This window comes from Kitasatospora sp. NPDC087315, assembly GCF_044744345.1.
In the GTDB taxonomy this organism is placed as follows: domain Bacteria; phylum Actinomycetota; class Actinomycetes; order Streptomycetales; family Streptomycetaceae; genus Kitasatospora.
On the sequence record NZ_JBIUYD010000015.1, the window covers coordinates 52,596 to 70,361 of the forward strand.

The 17,766-nt window shown below is 72.1% G+C and carries 14 protein-coding genes, 4 tRNA genes and 1 pseudogene; 12 read left to right on the forward strand and 7 right to left on the reverse strand.

Annotation, left to right across the window (positions count from 1 at the left end):
* Positions 1-168 precede the first annotated feature (168 nt).
* Positions 169-939 (forward strand): SDR family oxidoreductase, encoded by a 771-nt coding sequence (locus ACIO5D_RS22030; protein ID WP_400797154.1) that lies wholly within the window; start codon positions 169-171, stop codon positions 937-939.
* 85 nt (positions 940-1,024) lie between these two features.
* The gene (locus ACIO5D_RS22035; protein WP_363611037.1) at positions 1,025-1,753 is read left to right on the forward strand and encodes a tyrosine-protein phosphatase; all 729 of its coding nucleotides are present in this window, start codon (positions 1,025-1,027) and stop codon (positions 1,751-1,753) included.
* Between the two features lie 49 nt (positions 1,754-1,802).
* On the opposite strand, the gene ACIO5D_RS22040 is transcribed toward ACIO5D_RS22035, so the two are convergent.
* The gene (locus ACIO5D_RS22040) at positions 1,803-2,261 is read right to left on the reverse strand and encodes an RICIN domain-containing protein (RefSeq protein ID WP_400797155.1); all 459 of its coding nucleotides are present in this window, start codon (positions 2,259-2,261) and stop codon (positions 1,803-1,805) included.
* A 74-nt stretch (positions 2,262-2,335) separates the two neighbouring features.
* Here ACIO5D_RS22040 and ACIO5D_RS22045 point away from each other — a divergent pair, with 74 nt between their 5' ends.
* Positions 2,336-3,454 carry a hypothetical protein gene (locus ACIO5D_RS22045; RefSeq protein ID WP_400797158.1) on the forward strand — a complete coding sequence of 373 codons (1,119 nt, stop codon included), beginning with the start codon at positions 2,336-2,338 and terminating at the stop codon, positions 3,452-3,454.
* 122 nt (positions 3,455-3,576) lie between these two features.
* Positions 3,577-3,912 (forward strand): hypothetical protein, encoded by a 336-nt coding sequence (locus ACIO5D_RS22050; RefSeq protein WP_400657240.1) that lies wholly within the window; start codon positions 3,577-3,579, stop codon positions 3,910-3,912.
* Positions 3,913-3,953: 41 nt separating this feature from the next.
* Here ACIO5D_RS22050 and ACIO5D_RS22055 read toward each other — a convergent pair whose 3' ends face one another.
* The 4 genes from ACIO5D_RS22055 to ACIO5D_RS22070 all read right to left on the reverse strand — a co-directional run bounded on the left by ACIO5D_RS22055 (position 3,954) and on the right by ACIO5D_RS22070 (position 9,071).
* The gene (locus ACIO5D_RS22055) at positions 3,954-4,793 is read right to left on the reverse strand and encodes a TIGR02452 family protein (RefSeq protein WP_400797161.1); all 840 of its coding nucleotides are present in this window, start codon (positions 4,791-4,793) and stop codon (positions 3,954-3,956) included.
* 161 nt (positions 4,794-4,954) lie between these two features.
* A complete protein-coding gene (locus ACIO5D_RS22060; protein WP_400797163.1) occupies positions 4,955-7,156 on the reverse strand; it encodes a DEAD/DEAH box helicase in 2,202 nt (733 codons plus the stop codon).
* Positions 7,157-8,211: 1,055 nt separating this feature from the next.
* Positions 8,212-8,586 (reverse strand): fluoride efflux transporter CrcB, encoded by a 375-nt coding sequence (gene crcB / locus ACIO5D_RS22065; protein WP_363611049.1) that lies wholly within the window; start codon positions 8,584-8,586, stop codon positions 8,212-8,214.
* The gene (locus tag ACIO5D_RS22070; RefSeq protein WP_400797166.1) at positions 8,583-9,071 is read right to left on the reverse strand and encodes a fluoride efflux transporter FluC; all 489 of its coding nucleotides are present in this window, start codon (positions 9,069-9,071) and stop codon (positions 8,583-8,585) included. The genes crcB and ACIO5D_RS22070 overlap by 4 nt, the downstream gene beginning before the upstream one ends.
* A gap of 70 nt (positions 9,072-9,141) precedes the next feature.
* Here ACIO5D_RS22070 and ACIO5D_RS22075 point away from each other — a divergent pair, with 70 nt between their 5' ends.
* The 4 genes from ACIO5D_RS22075 (at position 9,142) to ACIO5D_RS22090 (ending at position 9,903) form a co-directional block, all read left to right on the forward strand.
* Positions 9,142-9,483 (forward strand): metallopeptidase family protein, encoded by a 342-nt coding sequence (locus tag ACIO5D_RS22075; protein WP_363611053.1) that lies wholly within the window; start codon positions 9,142-9,144, stop codon positions 9,481-9,483.
* 116 nt (positions 9,484-9,599) lie between these two features.
* Positions 9,600-9,672 (forward strand) — tRNA-Glu (locus tag ACIO5D_RS22080).
* A 56-nt stretch (positions 9,673-9,728) separates the two neighbouring features.
* Positions 9,729-9,802 (forward strand) — tRNA-Asp (locus ACIO5D_RS22085).
* A 27-nt stretch (positions 9,803-9,829) separates the two neighbouring features.
* Positions 9,830-9,903, forward strand: a tRNA-Phe gene (locus ACIO5D_RS22090).
* 423 nt (positions 9,904-10,326) lie between these two features.
* Here the strand turns inward: ACIO5D_RS22090 and ACIO5D_RS22095 are convergent.
* Positions 10,327-11,607, reverse strand: coding sequence for an ATP-binding protein (locus ACIO5D_RS22095; RefSeq protein WP_400757904.1), 1,281 nt, complete (start codon positions 11,605-11,607; stop codon positions 10,327-10,329).
* 207 nt (positions 11,608-11,814) lie between these two features.
* Between ACIO5D_RS22095 and ACIO5D_RS22100 the strand changes: the two are divergent.
* The 4 genes and pseudogenes from ACIO5D_RS22100 to ACIO5D_RS22115 form a co-directional block, all read left to right on the forward strand.
* Positions 11,815-12,081, forward strand: a pseudogene (locus tag ACIO5D_RS22100) (muconolactone Delta-isomerase family protein); the annotation flags it as partial.
* A gap of 90 nt (positions 12,082-12,171) precedes the next feature.
* A complete protein-coding gene (locus tag ACIO5D_RS22105; protein WP_400797322.1) occupies positions 12,172-12,522 on the forward strand; it encodes an SgcJ/EcaC family oxidoreductase in 351 nt (116 codons plus the stop codon).
* A gap of 168 nt (positions 12,523-12,690) precedes the next feature.
* Entirely contained in the window at positions 12,691-16,677 is a 3,987-nt protein-coding gene (gene hrpA, locus ACIO5D_RS22110; protein WP_400797168.1) for an ATP-dependent RNA helicase HrpA, read from the forward strand.
* 106 nt (positions 16,678-16,783) lie between these two features.
* A tRNA-Asp gene (locus ACIO5D_RS22115) sits at positions 16,784-16,857 on the forward strand.
* 383 nt (positions 16,858-17,240) lie between these two features.
* Here the strand turns inward: ACIO5D_RS22115 and bldC are convergent.
* A complete protein-coding gene (gene bldC / locus ACIO5D_RS22120) occupies positions 17,241-17,447 on the reverse strand; it encodes a developmental transcriptional regulator BldC (RefSeq protein ID WP_014137253.1) in 207 nt (68 codons plus the stop codon).
* Between the last annotated feature and the right edge of the window lie 319 nt (positions 17,448-17,766).

Sequence of the window (17,766 nt, forward strand, 5' to 3'; positions counted from 1 at the left end):
TCGTCGGGGCGGGGCTGGGCTGCTGTCCACCGGGGCGGACGGCCCTGGCCGCCGGCCCCGGGGGTCGTTCCGTGGAGTCTGCCCGGAGCGGGCCGCGCCGCGCGAACGAATTCCGGGCGGCGGGCCGGACCGTGGATCGACCGCGACGCTCTGGGTACCGTTGCGGCCATGGACTCCACTCCTGGCTCCGACCGCCCCGAGGTCGTTCTCATCACCGGTGCCGGACGCGGCATCGGCGCCGCCACCGCCCTGCTGGCCGGGCGGCGCGGCTACGGGGTCTGCGTCAACTACCGCACCGACGAGGCCTCCGCCGCCGCCGTCGTCTCGGCCGTCCGGGCCGAGGGCGGCACGGCCGTCGCCGTACGGGCCGATGTCACCCGTACCGCCGAGGTGGAGCGGCTGTTCGCCACCGTGGACGCCGAACTGGGCCCGCTCACCGCTCTGGTGAACAACGCCGGCACGCTGGAGAAGCAGTGCCGGCTGGAGGAGGTGGACGAGGACCGGCTCAACCGGATCTGGGCCGCCAACATCACCGGCCCGTTCCTCTGCGCGGCGCAGGCCGTCCGCCGGATGTCGACCCGGCACGGCGGGCAGGGCGGCGCCATCGTCAACGTCTCCTCGGCCGCCTCCCGGCTCGGCTCGCCCAACGAGTACGTGGACTACGCGGCCGCCAAGGGCGCCGTCGACTCGATGACCCGCGGGCTGGCTCTGGAGGTCGCCGCCGAGGGCATCCGGGTCAACGCCGTCCGCCCCGGCCTGATCCACACCGGCATCCACGCGCTCGGCGGCGAGCCCGGCCGGGTCGACCGGGTCGCCCCGAACCTGCCGATGCGGCGCGGCGGACAGCCGGAGGAGGTCGCCGAGGCGATCCTCTTCCTGCTCTCGCCCGCCTCCTCGTACACCACCGGCGCCTTCCTGGACATCGCCGGCGGGCGCTGATCCCACCCCTGCCGTCGCCCCCGCCGTCGGTCCGGCTCCCCGAACGACCTTCCCCCGCCCACCCCGCGCCCGTACGGTGGACGCCATGACCGACGACCTGCCGGACCGTGCCACCGACCTGCCGTCCGCCTTCCTCGACATCCCCGGCGTACGCAACTTCCGCGACGCCGGCGGTGTCGGCGCCCTGCGCCGGGGCGTGCTCTACCGCTCCGGGTCCTTCCACACCCTCACCCCGGAGGGCGCTCAGCGTCTCAAGGCCCTCGGCCTGCGCACCGTGATCGACCTGCGCAGCCCCGTCGAGCTCGACGTCTGGCCCGACCTGTACCACGGCCTCGAACACGAGACCCTGCACGTCCCGACCCTGCCCGCCAACCGCGAGGACGTCGACCGTCCCTGGCCCGAGGACCAGGAGGAGCTCTACCCCTTCATGGCCGGGACCGCCGGCCCCTCGCTGGTCGCCATCGTCCGCCGGCTCGGCGACCCCGGTACCCTGTCGGCGGTCGTCCACTGCGCCGTCGGCAAGGACCGTACCGGCCTGACCATCGCCGTCCTGCAGTCCCTCCTCGGGGCCTCCGACGCCGACATCACCGCCGACTTCCTGCTCTCCAACGCCGGCCTCGGCCTCCTCGACGGCCCCACCCCCTATCTCGACGAGACCGGTACCGAACGCGTCTCCCGCCCCATCTCCGCTCCCCTCCTCGCCTCGTCCCTCGCCTGGATCCGGGACCGGCACGGTTCCGTCCCGGACTACCTCCGCGCCCACGGCGCCACCGAGGACGACCTCGCCGCCCTGCGCGCCAACCTCTCGGCCTGAGGCTCTCGGCCTGAGGGGTGAGGGGTGAGGGTCTGAGGCCCTCCCCGCGCTACCCCTGGCGTTCGAGCAGCCACCACTGGGAGGGCGAGTCGGTGTCCTCCCACTGGTGGACCGGGGCGCCGGCGGTGGTGGCGGCGTCGCGGACGGTGAGGGGCTTGCCGCTGATGAAGCTGGTGAGGGTGTAGGTGCCGGGGGCGTCGAGGTAGTGTTCGAGGAGCCATTCCTGGGCGCCGAAGGCGTTGGCCGACCACTGCTGGATGAGCGTGCCGTTGTCGGGGGAGGCGCCGGTGACGTCGAGTCGCTTGCCACTGGCGACGTTCTCGAAGTGGTGGAGGGCACCGCCGGGATGGACGGCGGTGAGGCGCCAGAGCTGGGCGTCGGAGCCGCTGTCCTCGCCCTGCTGGACCTTGGCGCCGCTGCGGCGGCTGCCGTCGGCGACCTCCAGCAGCAGACCGCTGCCGACGTTGCGCACCCGGTACAGGCCGTCCGCGATCACATGGTCAGTCACGGTGGGAGTGTCCCACCAGGGTCCGACAGAGCCCCCGCTGCCGGGTGTCCGACGGGGCGCCTATGCTGCGGCGAATGGTGTCCGACCGAAATCCCTCGCACGGCGGGTCCGCCGACCCGTCGGGCCGTCAGCAGCCGACCCTCGACGAGGCGGTGGCCGATCTGGCGGCGGCGGTCGAAGCCGCCGACGACGAGCGCTTCGGCGACGTGCTCCGGCTGGTGGGCGGCCTGCTGGGGCCTGCCGGGCCCCGCGAGTCGGCGGCGGTCGGTCCGCGGCTGGCCACCCTGCTGCCGGACACTCCGCCGTTCCCCCGGTCGCGGCTGGCGATGATGGTGGGCGCGTGCGTGGAGCGCGGCGCCGACCCGGTGGCCTGCGCCGATCACGTGCTGGCCGGGCTGCGCGAAGCGCTCGGCGCCGCGCAGTTGCTGGTGGAGCGCTGGCAGGAGACGGACGGCGGCGAGCTGCCCGACCCGGACCGGGACAACCCGGCCGAAGCCCTCGGACGGATCGAGGACCCGGACCGCCTGGACGAGTGGCACGCCCAGCGGGCCGTCATCGGCTGGTGGACGCTGCACCTCTGGCAGATGGCCTCGTTCGCGGTGTACTCGTACGCCGCCGTCCGCACCTCGGCCCAGGCGTCCGGGGTGACGGACGTCCTGGTCGAACTGGCCGACCGGTACAGCGGTGGCCGGCACGACCTCAAGTGCCTGGTCCACCTGGCGAGGACGCTCGACGACGAACCGCTGCTGGTGCTGGACCGGCCCACCGGCACCGGGTACCTGCTGCGGATGGACGGGCTGAGCGACAACTTCCAGTTGCACACGCTGCTCGCGGACGTGCTGATCGGCGGCGGCCACCTGCCGGGCACCCGCCCGGACCCGGAGGTCGTCGCGCTCTGCCGCACCGAGGTGCCGGACGGGCGCCGGCTCACCGCGTTCGGCTCGTTCAACCTGGTCGCGCCGGACGGGTCCTGGATCTGGAACGAGGGCACGCCCGACGACATCCCGGTGGTCGACGGCGTCCGCACCCTGGTGCTGGACCCGCAGCCGTACGAGCGCAGCTGGTCGGCCGGGCGGTTCATCCAGCAGGTCCCCGGTGATCTGCGGCTGGAACGGGTGCTGACACCGGCCGAGGCCGGGGCCCGGCTGGCGGGGGCGGCCGAGGCCCGGTCGTTCGAGCGGGCGTTCCGCTAGGCCTTGTCGCCCGGGGGCCGGGGCCCGTCCGACGGTCGGGAGATGTCGGGTTATGGTCGGGAGGAGTGGGCCGGTCGGCAGGTGTGCGGACGGCCCGGTGGATCTGAGGAGTGGAGTCGAGGATGGCGAAGGTCCCGAACGTGCTCTCGGCCGCGGCGCCGGCCGCGCTCACCGCGGCGAGCGGTCTGGTGGGCGGTTACGGCGTCGCCCGCTGGAGCGGCCGGCGTGAACTGGGCGGCGCGGTGCTGGCGGTGGCCGGTGCCGGAGCCGCCGCGCAGTGGCACCACCGCTCGGGCCCGGCCACCGCGGCCGCGCTGACCGGGCTGTATGTGGCGGCGTTCGGCGGCTCGCACCCGCTGGCGAAGAAGATCGGCGCCTGGCCGTCCGTCTTCGCCGTCACCGGGGTCGTCGCCGCCGCCTCCACCGTCGCGACCGCCCTGATCACGCGCAAGCGCTGACCGTACGGGGACGGCACAGGCCGTGGGGGAACCGGCTGCCCTCAGGACCCGGCCGCGCCGAACCGGGCCTCGAAAGCGGCCCGGTTCGCCGAGACGGGCGTGCGGTCCCAGACCGCGAACACCACCCGCTCGAAGGCCGCGCCGTACCGCGCCAGCGCGCCCTCGAAGGCCTCCGCCACCTGTGCCGGGTCGTTGCGGAACACCCCGCAGCCCCACGCCCCCAGCACCAGCGCGCGTATCCCGTGCCGGGCGGCCACCGCGAGCACCCGCTCCGCCCGCTCGGCGAGCACGCCCCGGACGTCCACCCCCGCCGAACGCCGTTCCAGCTGACCGGCGTTGGGCGCGGGCGAGGTCAGGAACGTGACCGGGTACGGCCGCGCCAGCAGCTCGCCCCGCCCGTCCCGGATCACCGGCACGCCGGGTGAGACGATCACCCGGTGGCTGTACCGCAGGTCGGTGGAGGCCCGGTGCGCCTCGTAGTAGTCCGGCGCCTCCAGCAGGCAGGAGTACAGCAGGGCGCTGCGGCAGAGGTCCTCCTCCTGGGCGCGGGCGCCGCGCAGATAGCCGCCGCCCGGGTTCCGCGCGGAGGCGAAGTTGAGCACCCCCACCGGGCCGGCCCCGGCTCCGACCAGCCGCCGGGCGGCCTCCATGCTGCCCTCGGCCGTCACCTCGACCGCCCCCTCACCGGCCGCCGGACCGGGCCCGGGGGCACCGGCCCGCACCAGCGCGTCCAGCTCCGCCGGGGCGTACGACACCGTCCCCGCCCTGGCCACCGCCAGCCGGTCGGCCACCTCCACGAGCTCGCCCCCGGCCGCCCGGTAGCTCCCCCGCTCGGCGATCACCTCGTTCACCACCGCCACGTCGTGCAGTCTGCTGCTCATGCCCGCGACCGTACGGGACACCCCGCACCCGGCGCCACAGGTTATTCTCACCGGCAGAACAACGGCCCGCCGGGGCCGGAACGCCAACGGGCCCGCCCCACCGAGGTGGAGCGGGCCCGCAGTGCGTCAGCTACGCGCTACGCGACATCGGATACGCGATGTCAGTTCTTCCAGCGCGGCTTGCGGTCGTCGCGGTTGAAGCCGCCCGAACGCTCGCGGTCGAAGCCGCCCGAACGGCCACCGCGGTCGTCACGGTCACGGTTGAAGCCACCGGAGGCCTGCGGACGGCCGCCGGAGCGGTGGTCGTCACGGCGGGCGAACGGACGGCTGCTGCTGCCACCGCGCTCGTCACGGTCCCGGCCGAAGGCCGGACGGTCACCGAAGGAGCGCGCCGGACGGTCGCCGAAGCCGCCCGAACGGCCACCGCGGTCGTCACGGTCACGGTTGAAGCCACCGGAACGCTCGCGGTCGAAACCACCCGAACGACCACCACGGTCATCGCGGTCACGGTTGAAGCCACCCGAACGACCACCACGGTCGTCACGGTCACGGTTGAAGCCACCGGAACGCTCGCGGTCGAAACCACCCGAACGACCACCACGGTCATCGCGGTCACGGTTGAAGCCACCCGAACGACCACCACGGTCGTCACGGTCACGGTTGAAGCCGCCCGAACGCTCGCGGTCGAAACCACCCGAACGACCACCACGGTCATCGCGGTCACGGTCGCGGTTGAACGACGGACGCTCGTTGCGGGCCTCGCGGTACGCGGGGGTGCGCTCCTCCGTCGCCACCGGCGCGGCGGCGGCCGCCTCGTCCGTGGCCTCGGTGGTCTCGGCGGCCGGCGCCTCGTCCTCGATGCCCAGCTCGGCCCGCTCGCGCGCGGCACGCGCGGACAGGCGGTCGGCCTCCTCGCGCAGCTCGGTGGCGCGGCGCTGCGCGCGCTCCAGCTGGCGGGTCATGTCGGCGAGCTCGCGCTCGGCGGCACCGGCGATGCCGGCCGCGCTCTCGGCCTGGACCTCGATCAGCGAACGGGCGCCGGTGATCTTGGCGACCTCGGCGTCGAAGGCGTGGTCGAGGATGTGACGCGAGGCGTCGACGCCCGCGTCCTCCATCAGGCGGAAGACGCCACGGCGCTGGTGCGGCAGCACCAGGGTGACGACGGCGCCGGAGCGGCCGGCCCGCGCGGTGCGGCCGGAGCGGTGCAGGTAGTCCTTGTGGTCGCCGGCCGGGTCCACGTTGAGGACCAGGTCGATGCCGTCGACGTGGATGCCGCGGGCGGCGACGTCGGTGGCGACGACGACGTTGACGTAGCCGTCCTTGAAGTCGCCGAGGACGCGGGTACGGGCGCCCTGGGTCATGCCGCCGTGCAGCGCGTCGGCCTTCACGCCGGCCTCGATGAGCTGCTCGGCGACGCGGTCGGCGCCCATCTGGGTGCGGACGAAGATGATCGTGCGGCCCTTGCGGGCGGCGATCGCGTTGGTGATCGGCGCCTTGTCCTTGGGCTTCACCACGAGGATGTGGTGGGTCATGGTGGTGACCGCGCCGGCCGACGGGTCGACCTCGTGGGTGACCGGGTTCTTCAGGTAGCGCTTGACCAGGGTGTCGATCTCGTTCTCCAGGGTGGCGGAGAACAGCAGGCGCTGGCCGCCGGCCGGCACCTGGTCGAGGATCTCGGTGACCTCGGGCAGGAAGCCCATGTCGGCCATCTGGTCGGCCTCGTCGAGCACGACGGTCCGGACGTCCGCGAGCTTGGCGCTGCCACGGTTGATCAGGTCCCGCAGACGGCCGGGGGTGGCGACGAGGATGTCGACGCCGCGCTCCAGCGCGTAGATCTGGTTCGACATCGAGGTGCCGCCGCAGACGACCTTCAGCTTGAGGCCGAGCACCGAGCCGAACGGCTCCAGGGCGTCGGCGACCTGCATCGCCAGCTCGCGGGTCGGGACGAGGATCAGGCCGCGCGGGTGCTTGGGCTTGGTGCGCTCGCCGTCGGCGAGGCGGGTCAGCAGCGGCAGGCCGAAGCTGAGGGTCTTGCCGGAGCCGGTGCGGCCGCGGCCCAGGACGTCCTTGCCGGCCAGGGCGTCCGGGATGGTCGCGGCCTGGATCGGGAACGGGGTGGTGACACCGCGCTTGGCGAGGGCACGCACGACGTCGTCGTGCAGGCCCAGGTCGCCGAAGGTGAGGGTGGGCTCGGCGTCCTCCTCGGCCGCGACCTCGTCGGTCTCGACCTCGGCGGCGTCGGTGGCCTCGGCGGCGTCGTCGATCAGCTCGACCTCGACCGCGTCGGTGGTGGATTCGGTGGTGACATCGGCGGCGGACTCGCTCGCAGGCATGGCGAAGCGGGCGTCGTCAACGAGAGACATGCAAAACCTTCCGGAAGTGGCACGCGCCAAAGTCCGGGTTCTGTTTCACAACCGCCTCTATGCGGTCAGCCACGGATCGCCGGAACGCGCCAAGGGCGCCAGATGGGGATAGGGCGCCAGTCAAATGAATCAAACGAACGATCTACCACCATAGACGAACCTGGGGATCAGAGGCAAATGCCCTGGCCAGACCATTAGTGCCCACCCGCGCCAGGGCTCGGGGCCGAGGATCCGGAGCTGCTGGGCGACGGCCCTGGCCCCGGTGGGACGGTCGAGGCGGGCGAGGTGTGCCCGGCGCCGGGCGGCGTGGCGGGCCCCCCGGTCGGGCTCGCCGCCGGGGTGCTCGCCGTACCGCCGCCGGACCGCCCCTCGCCGGTGCCGCCGCCCGTGCCGTCTGAGCCGCCCGCACCGCCGGTCGACCCGCCGGCTGCCGAACCGGCCCCCGGATGAGGTGGAGGGCTGGCACTCACGCCCCCGGCCGCGCCGTTCGCGCCGGGCGCGGCCCCACCCGGGGCGGCATCCGGTACGGGCGCCGCATCGATGGGAGCGCCGTTCACGCCGGGCGCCCCATCGCCGGACATCGGGGCCAGGCTCACGCCCGGCGCGTTCGCGCCCTGCAAGCCCCCGGGACGCTCCGCACGCCCCGAGGCACCGCCCTGGTGACCGACGGCACCCGGCGTGGCCGACGCCCCGCCGGTGGGCTTGCCGGACGCCCCGACCGCCCCGACCGGCACCGCGCCGCGCTTCTCGTCCGCACCCGACCCCACCGACATGCACCCGGTCAGTCCCAGCCCGGCCGCCGCCAGCGCCGCCGCGACCCGCACCACACCTGTCCGGACGGCCGTCGCCCGCGGATCCGTCCGCCGGACCGCCACCTCCCGCACCGAAACCACCGAGCTCCCTCTCTACGCCCCACCCGGCCGCCCGCTGCGCACGGCCACTTTCGGTGCCCAACGCGCGCGCGGGCCACCGGGACACGGGCAGCGCGGCAGGAAGCGGCGGACACCATCCACCCGGCGCAACGCCGACGCCCCGGCCCCCTCCCCGGCCGGGCCCTACCCCCAGAGCGCCGAGGCCAGCCCCGTCCCCGCGTACACCGCCGCCAGGCCCGCCACCACGCTGCCCGCCACATTGGCGAGCGCGTAACCGCCGGCCCCGCCCTCGACCAGCCGCAGCGTCTCGTACGAGAAGGTCGAGTACGTGGTCAGCGCCCCGCAGAACCCGGTGCCGAGCAGCAGCTGGACGTGCGAGGACGCCGCGCCCGCCGCCACCGCGCCCGCCACCAGCCCGAGCACCAGGCTGCCGGCCACGTTCACGGCGAAGGTGCCCCACGGGAACGCCGAGTCGTGCCGGGCCTGCACCGCCCGGTCGGTCAGGTACCGCAGCGGCGCGCCGACCACCGCTCCGGCCACCACCAGCAGCCAGTTCACCCCGGCCCCCCTCGCGGCTCCCCCGCGCCCCGCCGGATCAGACGGCGCGTCACGGCGGCCGCCGCCCACACCGCGGCCAGCGCCGCCAGCAGCGTCAGCCCCAGGTACGCCAGCCCGACCCCCGGACGCCCCTCCCCGACCAGCCGCCGGATGTCCACCGCGTACGTGGAGAACGTGGTGAACCCGCCCAGCACCCCGGTCCCGAAGAACGGCCGCAGCAGCGGATGCGCGGGCCGTCCCTCGGTGATCGCCACCAGGAAGACGCCGATCACCGCGCAGCCGAGCACGTTCACCACCAGCGTGGTCCACGGGAACTGCGCCAGCCCGTTCGGCCAGAGCAGCGCGGCCCCGTACCGGGCCGACGCGCCGAGCGCCCCGCCCGCCGCGACCACCGCCACCACCGGCCCCTGCCCGCGCAGCACCGGGGGCCGGCGTGGTGCCACCGCCCCGGGCCGCGCCCTCGCCGTGTCGTCCGAGGTCGTCATGGGCCCATCAAACACCGGCCCCGGCCACCTGGCACACCGTCACCGCAGACCCGACAATGATCCGGTGGAGATGACCCGGGAAGAGTTCGAGATGCTGGTCAGTGACGCCCTCGATCAGATTCCCCCGCAGCTCGCGGCGATGATGGACAACGTGGCGGTGTTCGTCGAGGACGAGCCCGACCCCGCCGACCCGGAACTCCTCGGCCTCTACGAGGGCACCCCGCTCACCGAGCGCGGCGAGTGGTACGCGGGCGTCCTGCCCGATCGGATCCTCGTCTACCGGGGCCCGACCCTGCGGCAGTGCGAGACCCGTGAGCAGGTGGTCGACGAGGTCCGCACCACGGTGATCCACGAGGTCGCCCACCACTTCGGCTTCGACGACCACGAGCTCGACGAGCTCGGCTGGTCCTGACCGCCCCGCCCCGGGACCCTCGCCCCACCTGGCCGAAACCCGTTTTGGCGATCCGCCCGACATCCCATATGCTTCTCGACGTCCCCGAGCGCTGGAAACAGCGGGACAGGCCGCAAGCCCTCATCGTCTAGTGGCCCAGGACGCCGCCCTTTCAAGGCGGTAGCACGGGTTCGAATCCCGTTGGGGGCACGCAGTACCGTAGTACAGTGCAGTACCGCAAGACCTAGTGGTGTCACACCACACAAGGTCCCGTGGAGCAGTTGGTTAGCTCGCCACCCTGTCAAGGTGGAGGTCGCGGGTTCAAGTCCCGTCGGGATCGCTCGTCTCGCAAGAGACGGTGCAGTACGGCCAGGTAGCTCAGTTGGTACGAGCGTCCGCCTGAAAAGCGGAAGGTCGCCGGTTCGACCCCGGCCCTGGCCACAAAGGCCTGAAAAGGCAAGATGCCCCGAAGCGATTCGCTTCGGGGCATCTTTTTTGTGCTGTTCGGCGCCACCGGGACAGCGGATGGCCACGCTCCCCTCCCCCGCAGCAAGTACGTGCAAGGCGCAGCAGAAGGTCGTTCTTCTCCGCCTCGGGAAGGGCGGCGCGCCGGTCCTCGATGACGGAATCCGTCAGGCCCAAGGCAGGCAGGAAGCGCCGATGGAACGCGAGCGGCCACCCACTGTCGAACAGGTCCGAGGCCTCGTCGGCTGGATCGCGGTCGGCAAGCGAGGCCGCGAGGCTCTGTGCGGTCTTCACCCCACCGAGCGCAGTGAATCGGCGGCATCGCCAGGACCGAACCGGGAGGACACCACCCGGCTCCGGCCACGAGGCGGTGGGGCCCCGCCGGTCGGCCCGGCGGGGTCAGAGGCGGCTGCGGGTCTCGATGTCCTCGGTGAACTCCTGGATCGCCTGGGCGGTGAGGGTCGGCCGGGTGTCGGCGACCGCGGTGAGATAGTCCTCGGTGGTGGCCGGCTCGCCACGGCGGTGGACGACCTCGCGTTCGAACGCCGTCTGCGCGCCCTTGCGGGCGGCGAACTCGATGTCGGCCGGGGTGAACAGCTCGCTGGCCCGCACCAGTTCGTCCACGTCCACCGCCTCGGCGGACGCCCCGAGGTACCGGACCCAGATCGCCTTCCGGGCCGCCGGATTCGGCGGCCCGATCGGGATGACGTAGTCGAAGCGGCCCGGGCGCAGGAAGGCCTGGTCGAGGGAGCGTACGGAGTTGGTGGCGCAGATCAGCAGCCGGGCGTCGTGCTCGCGGAAACCGGGGATGAGCTTGAGCAGTTCGTTGGTCACCCCGTGGCTGGCGTCGACGGCGTGGCCCGAGCGTGTCCCGGCGATCTCCTCGACCTCGTCGATGAACACCAGCACCGCGTCCAGCCCGGCGAGTTCGGCGAAGGCGTCCCGCAGCGCGGCGGCCAGGCCGTCATCGGTGTCGGCCGCCAGCCGGGACGGGAACAGCTCCACGAACGGCCAGTTCAGCCGGGAGGCGACGGCCTTGGCGAAGCTGGTCTTCCCGGTGCCGGGCGGGCCGAAGAGAATGGCCGCCTTCGGTGGCGCGACGCCGTAGCGGTCGGCCAGCGCGGGTTCCGTCAGCGGCAGCACGATCCGGCGTTCGACGACCTGCTTCTCCCGCTCCATGCCCGCCATCGCCTCCCAGCGGCCCGGGGGCAGCATCAGTCCGCCCAGGCTCGCGATCACGTCGGCGTTGGCGGTTTCGGGCGGCTCCAGCCGTTCGTAGTAGGTGAGGCCGTCGCGCGGCAGGTAGCCGGAGTTCTCCAGGGCCTTCGCGCCGGTGGCGGAGGCCGGCAGCAGGGCGCCGATCCGGCGCACGCCCAGTGCCCGCAGCCGCTTTCCCAGCTCGGCGAGCAGGGCGCTGCCGATCCCCCGGTTGCGCCACCGGGACGCCAGTGCCACGAGCAGGATCCACGCCCGCTCACCGTTCGCCTGCGCCGCCACCATGCCGGCCAGTTCGTCGCCGACCACCGCGACCACCGCCGTCCGGCCGGACTGGCCCGCGGCCATCGCCTCGGAGACGGAGAACGCCGGATCCCCGTCGTCGGCCTGGCGGGTCTGGTCCCAGATCTGGATCGCCTGGTCCAGGTCGTCGTCGTGATAGTCGCGCAGACGCCACGCTGGCATCGTCACCACCTGCCCGGATCCGGAGGCTCCATTCTCCCCCGCCGGCCCGCCGCCCGCCCGGCGCACCCCGACGCGCCCGGCACGGTGGCGGTGGAGGCCGTCACCGCACCGAGCCGCGCCGTGCCCGGGTGTGACCGCCGGGCGGTCCGGTTCCGGCGTTAGGGTCTGCGGTGTCGGAGGGGGCTGCCGTGATGAGGAGAGCCACGCATGGAGTTCCTGGTCGACATGGTGACCGCTGTTCCGGAGGGCACCTCCGAGGAGGAGGTGGCGGAGATCCGGGCCCGGGAGTCGGTGCGGGCGCGGGAACTGGCCGCGCGGGGAAGCCTGCTGCGCCTCTGGCGGCCGCCGCTCGCCCCGGGTGAGTGGCGCACCTGGGGGCTGTTCAGCGCGGACGACGCCGAGCGGTTGGAGCAGGTGCTGGCGTCGATGCCGCTGCGGGTGTGGCGGCACGACACGGTGACGGCGCTGTCCCCGCACCCGAGCGACCCGGGCCGCCCGGCACCCGGACCGGCCCAGGAGCACACTCCGACGGCCACCAGCGGCACGGCCGGCCCCGAAACGGTCCTGCGCGGCGTCCTCGACCGCTGGAAGGCCGCCGTCGACGCGCACGAACCGCAACGGGTCGCCGCCTGCTTCACCGAGGACGCGATCTTCCAGGGGCTGCACCCCTACAGCGTCGGGAGGCAGGGCGTCGCCGACTACTACGACTCCCAGCCCCTCGGGATGACGGCCGAATACCGGATTCTGGAGACCAGACGGCTCGCCGACGATCTCGTGCTCGGCTACCTGGGCGTCGACTTCTCGTTCACCGACCGGCCCACGCTGGGCGTCCGCCTCGGCGTGCTGGTGCGGCGCGCGGCGGAGGGCGGCTGGTTCATCGGCCACTACCAGGTGTCCCGCCTCGACCGGCCCTGAATCCGTCGGTTCCGTTGCACGGCCCGGCGCGCCGCCGTACCGCACGCCTCCGGGTGGCTCGCGCGCCCCGCCCGCCCGGGGTTCGCACTTCTCCGCCACCGGCTGTGACACTGGAGGAGCTCGAAAACTGAGGTGCGCGCCGCCGCACCTCCTTGCGAACCTAGAGGGATGCCCGCAGTGAGTTCTCCCGCAGTCCAGTCCGCCAACGCGCCCATCGTGGGCCTCGGCATCGGCGAGCTGGCCGCCCGTCTGCCCGAGCTGACCCTGCGCGACCAGGTACGGATCGGGCGCCGGCTGGAGGGCGCCCGGCGGGTCCGCAAGCCCGACGCCCAGCAGAAGATCACCTCCGAGATCGCCGCCGACATCGACCGGGCCGAGCTGCTGGTGGAGCAGCGCCGCGCCGCCGTACCGGAGATCACCTACCCGGCGGAGCTGCCGGTCAGCCAGAAGAAGGACGAGATCCTGGCGGCCATCCGCGACCACCAGGTGGTGATCGTGGCGGGCGAGACCGGCTCCGGCAAGACCACCCAGATCCCGAAGATCTGCCTGGAGCTGGGCCGCGGCGTCAAGGGCCTGGTCGGCCACACCCAGCCCCGCCGGATCGCCGCCCGTACCGTGGCCGAGCGCGTCGCCGAGGAGTTGCGCACCCCGCTCGGCGAGGCGGTCGGCTGGAAGGTCCGGTTCACCGACCAGGTGGGCCAGGACACCCTGGTCAAGCTGATGACCGACGGCATCCTGCTCGCGGAGATCCAGACCGACCGCGAGCTGCGCCAGTACGACACCCTGATCATCGACGAGGCGCACGAGCGCAGCCTCAACATCGACTTCATCCTCGGGTACGTCAAGCAGTTGCTCCCCCGCCGCCCGGACCTCAAGGTCGTCATCACCTCGGCGACCATCGACCCCGAGCGCTTCGCCCGCCACTTCGGCGATGCCCCGATCGTCGAGGTGTCCGGCCGCACCTACCCGGTCGAGGTCCGCTACCGCCCGATCGTCGACGAGACGGACGACGCCGACGAGGCCTCCGACGTGGACCGCGACCGCGACCAGATCCAGGCGATCTGCGACGCCGCCGAGGAACTCCAGGCCGAGGGCCCGGGCGACATCCTGGTCTTCCTCTCCGGCGAGCGCGAGATCCGCGACACCGCCGACGCGCTCAACAAACTGAAACTGAAGTTCACCGAGGTCCTCCCGCTCTACGCCCGGCTGAGCTCGGCCGAGCAGCACAAGGTGTTCCAGCGTTCCAGCAGCCGCCGGATCGTGCTCGCCACCAACGTCGCCGAGACCTCCCTCACCGTCCCGGGCATCAAGTACGTGATCGACCCGGGCACCGCCCGCATCTCCCGCTACAGCCACCGCACCAAGGTGCAACGGCTGCCGATCGAGGCGGTCAGCCAGGCCAGCGCCAACCAGCGCAAGGGCCGCTGCGGCCGTACCTCGGACGGCATCTGCATCCGGCTGTACTCGGAGGAGGACTTCCTCGCCCGCCCCGAGTTCACCGACGCCGAGATCCTGCGCACCAACCTGGCCTCGGTCATCCTCCAGATGACCGCCGCCGGCCTCGGCGACATCGCCGCCTTCCCGTTCCTGGACCCGCCGGACTCCCGCAACATCAAGGACGGCGTCAACCTCCTGCACGAGCTCGGCGCCCTCGACCCGGCCGAGCAGGACGTCCGCAAGCGCCTCACCCCGCTGGGCCGCCAGCTGGCCCAGCTCCCGGTGGACCCGCGGATGGCCCGGATGGTGCTGGAGGCCGACAAGAACGGCTGCGTCCGCGACGTCATGGTGATCGCCGCCGCGCTCTCCATCCAGGACCCGCGCGAACGCCCCACCGAGAAGCGCCAGGCCGCCGACGACCGCCACCGCCGCTTCGCCTCGGAGACCTCCGACTTCCTCGCCTATCTCGCCATGTGGCGCTATGTGAGGGAGCAGCAGAAGGAGCTCTCCTCCTCCGCCTTCCGCCGGATGTGCAAGGCGGAGTTCCTGAACTACCTTCGGATACGGGAGTGGCAGGACATCTACTCCCAGCTGCGCACCGTCGCCAGGCAGCTGGGCGTGATGATCGAGGAGCCGCACCCGGACGCCGAGCCGGACGCCGACCGGATCCACCAGTCCCTGCTGGCCGGTCTGCTCTCGCACATCGGCCTGTACGACGTGGAGAAGCGCGAGTACGGCGGCGCGCGCGGCGCCCGGTTCGCCGTCTTCCCCGGCTCCGGCCTGTTCAAGAAGCCCCCGCGCTGGGTGATGTCCGCCGAGCTGGTCGAGACCTCCCGGCTCTGGGCCCGGATCAACGCGAAGATCGAGCCCGAGTGGGTGGAGCCGCTGGCCGGCCACCTGATCAAGCGCAGCTACAGCGAACCGCACTGGGAGAAGAAGGCCGGCGCGGTGCTGGCGTACGAGAAGGTGACCCTCTACGGGATGCCGGTCGTCGCCCAGCGGAAGATCAACTACGGCCGGATCGACCCCGAGCTCTGCCGCGAGCTGTTCATCCGCAACGCGCTGGTCGAGGGCGACTGGGAGACCCACCACAAGTTCTTCGCCGAGAACCGCAAGCTGCTGAGCGAGGTCGAGGAGCTCGAGAACCGGGCCCGCCGCCGGGACATCATGGTCGACGACCAGACCCTGTTCGACTTCTACGACAGCCGGCTGCCGGACGACATCGTCTCCACCCGGCACTTCGACTCCTGGTGGAAGAAGGCCCGGCACGAGCAGCCGGACCTGCTCAACTTCGAGAAGTCGATGCTGATCAACGACTCGGCGGACGGCGTCACCGAGGCGGACTACCCGGACTACTGGCAGCAGGGCAAGCTCCGCTTCAAGCTGACCTACCAGTTCGAGCCGGGCAGCGACGCGGACGGCGTGACCGTCCACATCCCGCTCCCGGTGCTCAACCAGGTCACCGCCGAGGGCTTCGACTGGCAGATCCCTGGCCTGCGCGAGGAGCTGGTCACCGCCTACATCCGGGCGCTGCCCAAGGCGATCCGGCGCAACTTCGTCCCGGCCCCGGACTTCGCGAAGGCCGCGCTGCGCCAGGTGAAGGACCGGCAGGAGCCGCTGCTGCCGACCCTGGAGCACGTCCTCAAGCGGCTGACGGCGGTCACCGTACCGCCCGAGGCCTGGGACGACGAGCGGGTGCCCGACCACCTCAGGGTGACCTTCCGGGTGGTGGACGGCCGCAAGAAGCTCGCCGAGTCCAAGGACCTCGAGGAACTGCGGCTGCTGCTGAAGCCCAAGCTGAAGGAGACGCTCTCCTCGGCCGCCTCCGGCCAGGGCATCGAGCAGAGCGGGCTGACCGCCTGGCCGGCCTCGCTGCCGGTGCTCCAGCGCACCTTCGAGCAGCGCTCGCGCGGCCACTCGCTGCGCGCCTACCCGGCGCTGGTGGACGAGCGCGAGGCCGTCGGCATCAAGCTGTTCGACACCCCGCAGGCGCAGGCCCAGGCGATGTGGGAGGGCACCCGGCGGCTGCTGACGCTGACCACCAACTCCCCCGCCAAGTCGATCCAGGGCCGGCTGGGCAACCAGGCGAAGCTGGCGCTCTCCTACAACCCGCACGGCTCGATCCCGGCGCTGTTCGAGGACGTCGTCGCCTGCGCCACCGACCGGCTGATGACCCTGGCCGGAGGCCCGGCCTGGGACGAGGCGGCCTTCGGCAAGCTGCACGACAAGGTGCGGGCCGATCTGTACGACCTCTCGGCGGACACCACGCTGAAGACGGCCACCGCCCTGATCGCCTTCCACAAGGCGTCGACCCGGCTGAAGTCGGTGAGCAGCCCGGTGCTGCTGAACGCCGTGAACGACATCCGGCTGCATCTGGCCTCGCTGGTGTACCCCGGCTTCGTCACGGCCACCGGCTGGCAGCGGCTGCCGGACCTCAAGCGCTATCTGCTGGCGGTGGACCGCCGGCTGGAGGCACTGCCCAACCACCCGCAGCGGGACGCCCAGCAGCTGCTGAAGGTCCAGCAGGTGCAGCAGGCCTACGGGGAGCTGCTGGCGGCCGTCCCGGCCGGGCAGCAGCCGTCCCCGGAGCTGCGGTCGATCCGGTGGATGATCGAGGAGCTGCGGGTCAGTTTCTTCGCCCAGGCGCTCGGCACGCCGACGCCCGTCTCGGAGAAGCGGATCATGAAGGCGATGGAGGCGGCCCGGGCCGCTCTCTGAGCTGGGCGGGGGCCCTCAGGAGCCAGTTCGACCTGGGGGCCCACCATGGGCTACGATCTGTCTTGTTCGCAGCGCAGCAAGCGAGTGAACGAGATCAGAACACTCTGGTCCCGTGGAGCAGTTGGTTAGCTCGCCACCCTGTCAAGGTGGAGGTCGCGGGTTCAAGTCCCGTCGGGATCGCCGTAGCCGAGAGGCCCGGAACCGTATTGGTTCCGGGCCTCTCGCGTTTCACCGCGCAGCGCATTACCTCGCACTAGGTCTAGACCACAAGTGACCGTGCGTGTGATGGTCGTCACTTATCTTTCCCTGAAACCGGGCAGCCGACACCCCCTCCGCACGGGCATTAATTTAATATATAAAATTGCACATCCATTACCAGTAAATCCCCCCCACCTCATAACCATCAAATCGTTATCCGGAGTTCAACATTCCGACCGGTCGGAGCGGAACCCGCCGAACACATCCGGCCGGGCGTCCGGACCGCCCTCCGGGCATGGCAAAGGGGCCGCTTACCGGACCCGGCGGAGTCCGGTTAGCAGCCCCTTTAAAGAGCCTTTGGCCTATCAGGCTTCGGTGCGCTGAGCCGGAATGCCGGCCAGCAGAGCACGCACCTCCGCCTCGCGATAACGGCGGTGCCCGCCAAGCGTGCGAATGGATGTCAGCTTGCCCGCCTTGGCCCAGCGGGTGACCGTCTTCGGGTCTACGCGGAACATGGTGGCAACCTCTGCCGGCGTCAGCAGCGGCTCAGCATCAGGGGTACGAGCGGTCATGAGCGGCCTCCTCGGGAGAACCGAACCAGGGCGGTTCTATCCTTCAAATTCTGCACCTTGGCCCGCGATGCCCGAAATGGCATAGACGGGCCGAGTCGGTTATAGGACGAACGGCTTGTCCTGGTGTCTACAACTACACCATCCGTCCAGCCCTATCGACCAAACCGCCAAAATTGACCCCTCACGGGTTCAAGGCCGACGGATGGCGATGGACCACCCCATAACGGACGGTCACGCTATCGCGACATCCGGTTACGAGGGGACCAGACCCTCCGTTTCCCCGCAAAGCACGCATCGACTCCAGAACCACCCAAAAGTG

Excerpts from the sequence above, each read along its gene's own strand:
- ACIO5D_RS22030 (WP_400797154.1), top strand. The coding sequence starts at position 169 with ATGGACTCCACTCCTGGCTCCGACCGCCCCGAGGTCGTTCTCATCACC.
- ACIO5D_RS22035 (WP_363611037.1), top strand. The coding sequence starts at position 1,025 with ATGACCGACGACCTGCCGGACCGTGCCACCGACCTGCCGTCCGCCTTC.
- ACIO5D_RS22045 (WP_400797158.1), top strand. The coding sequence starts at position 2,336 with ATGGTGTCCGACCGAAATCCCTCGCACGGCGGGTCCGCCGACCCGTCG.
- ACIO5D_RS22050 (WP_400657240.1), top strand. The coding sequence starts at position 3,577 with ATGGCGAAGGTCCCGAACGTGCTCTCGGCCGCGGCGCCGGCCGCGCTC.
- ACIO5D_RS22055 (WP_400797161.1), bottom strand. The coding sequence starts at position 4,793 with ATGAGCAGCAGACTGCACGACGTGGCGGTGGTGAACGAGGTGATCGCC.
- ACIO5D_RS22060 (WP_400797163.1), bottom strand. The coding sequence starts at position 7,156 with ATGTCTCTCGTTGACGACGCCCGCTTCGCCATGCCTGCGAGCGAGTCC.
- ACIO5D_RS22070 (WP_400797166.1), bottom strand. The coding sequence starts at position 9,071 with ATGACGACCTCGGACGACACGGCGAGGGCGCGGCCCGGGGCGGTGGCA.
- ACIO5D_RS22075 (WP_363611053.1), top strand. The coding sequence starts at position 9,142 with ATGACCCGGGAAGAGTTCGAGATGCTGGTCAGTGACGCCCTCGATCAG.
- ACIO5D_RS22095 (WP_400757904.1), bottom strand. The coding sequence starts at position 11,607 with ATGCCAGCGTGGCGTCTGCGCGACTATCACGACGACGACCTGGACCAG.
- hrpA (WP_400797168.1), top strand. The coding sequence starts at position 12,691 with ATGCCCGCAGTGAGTTCTCCCGCAGTCCAGTCCGCCAACGCGCCCATC.
- bldC (WP_014137253.1), bottom strand. The coding sequence starts at position 17,447 with ATGACCGCTCGTACCCCTGATGCTGAGCCGCTGCTGACGCCGGCAGAG.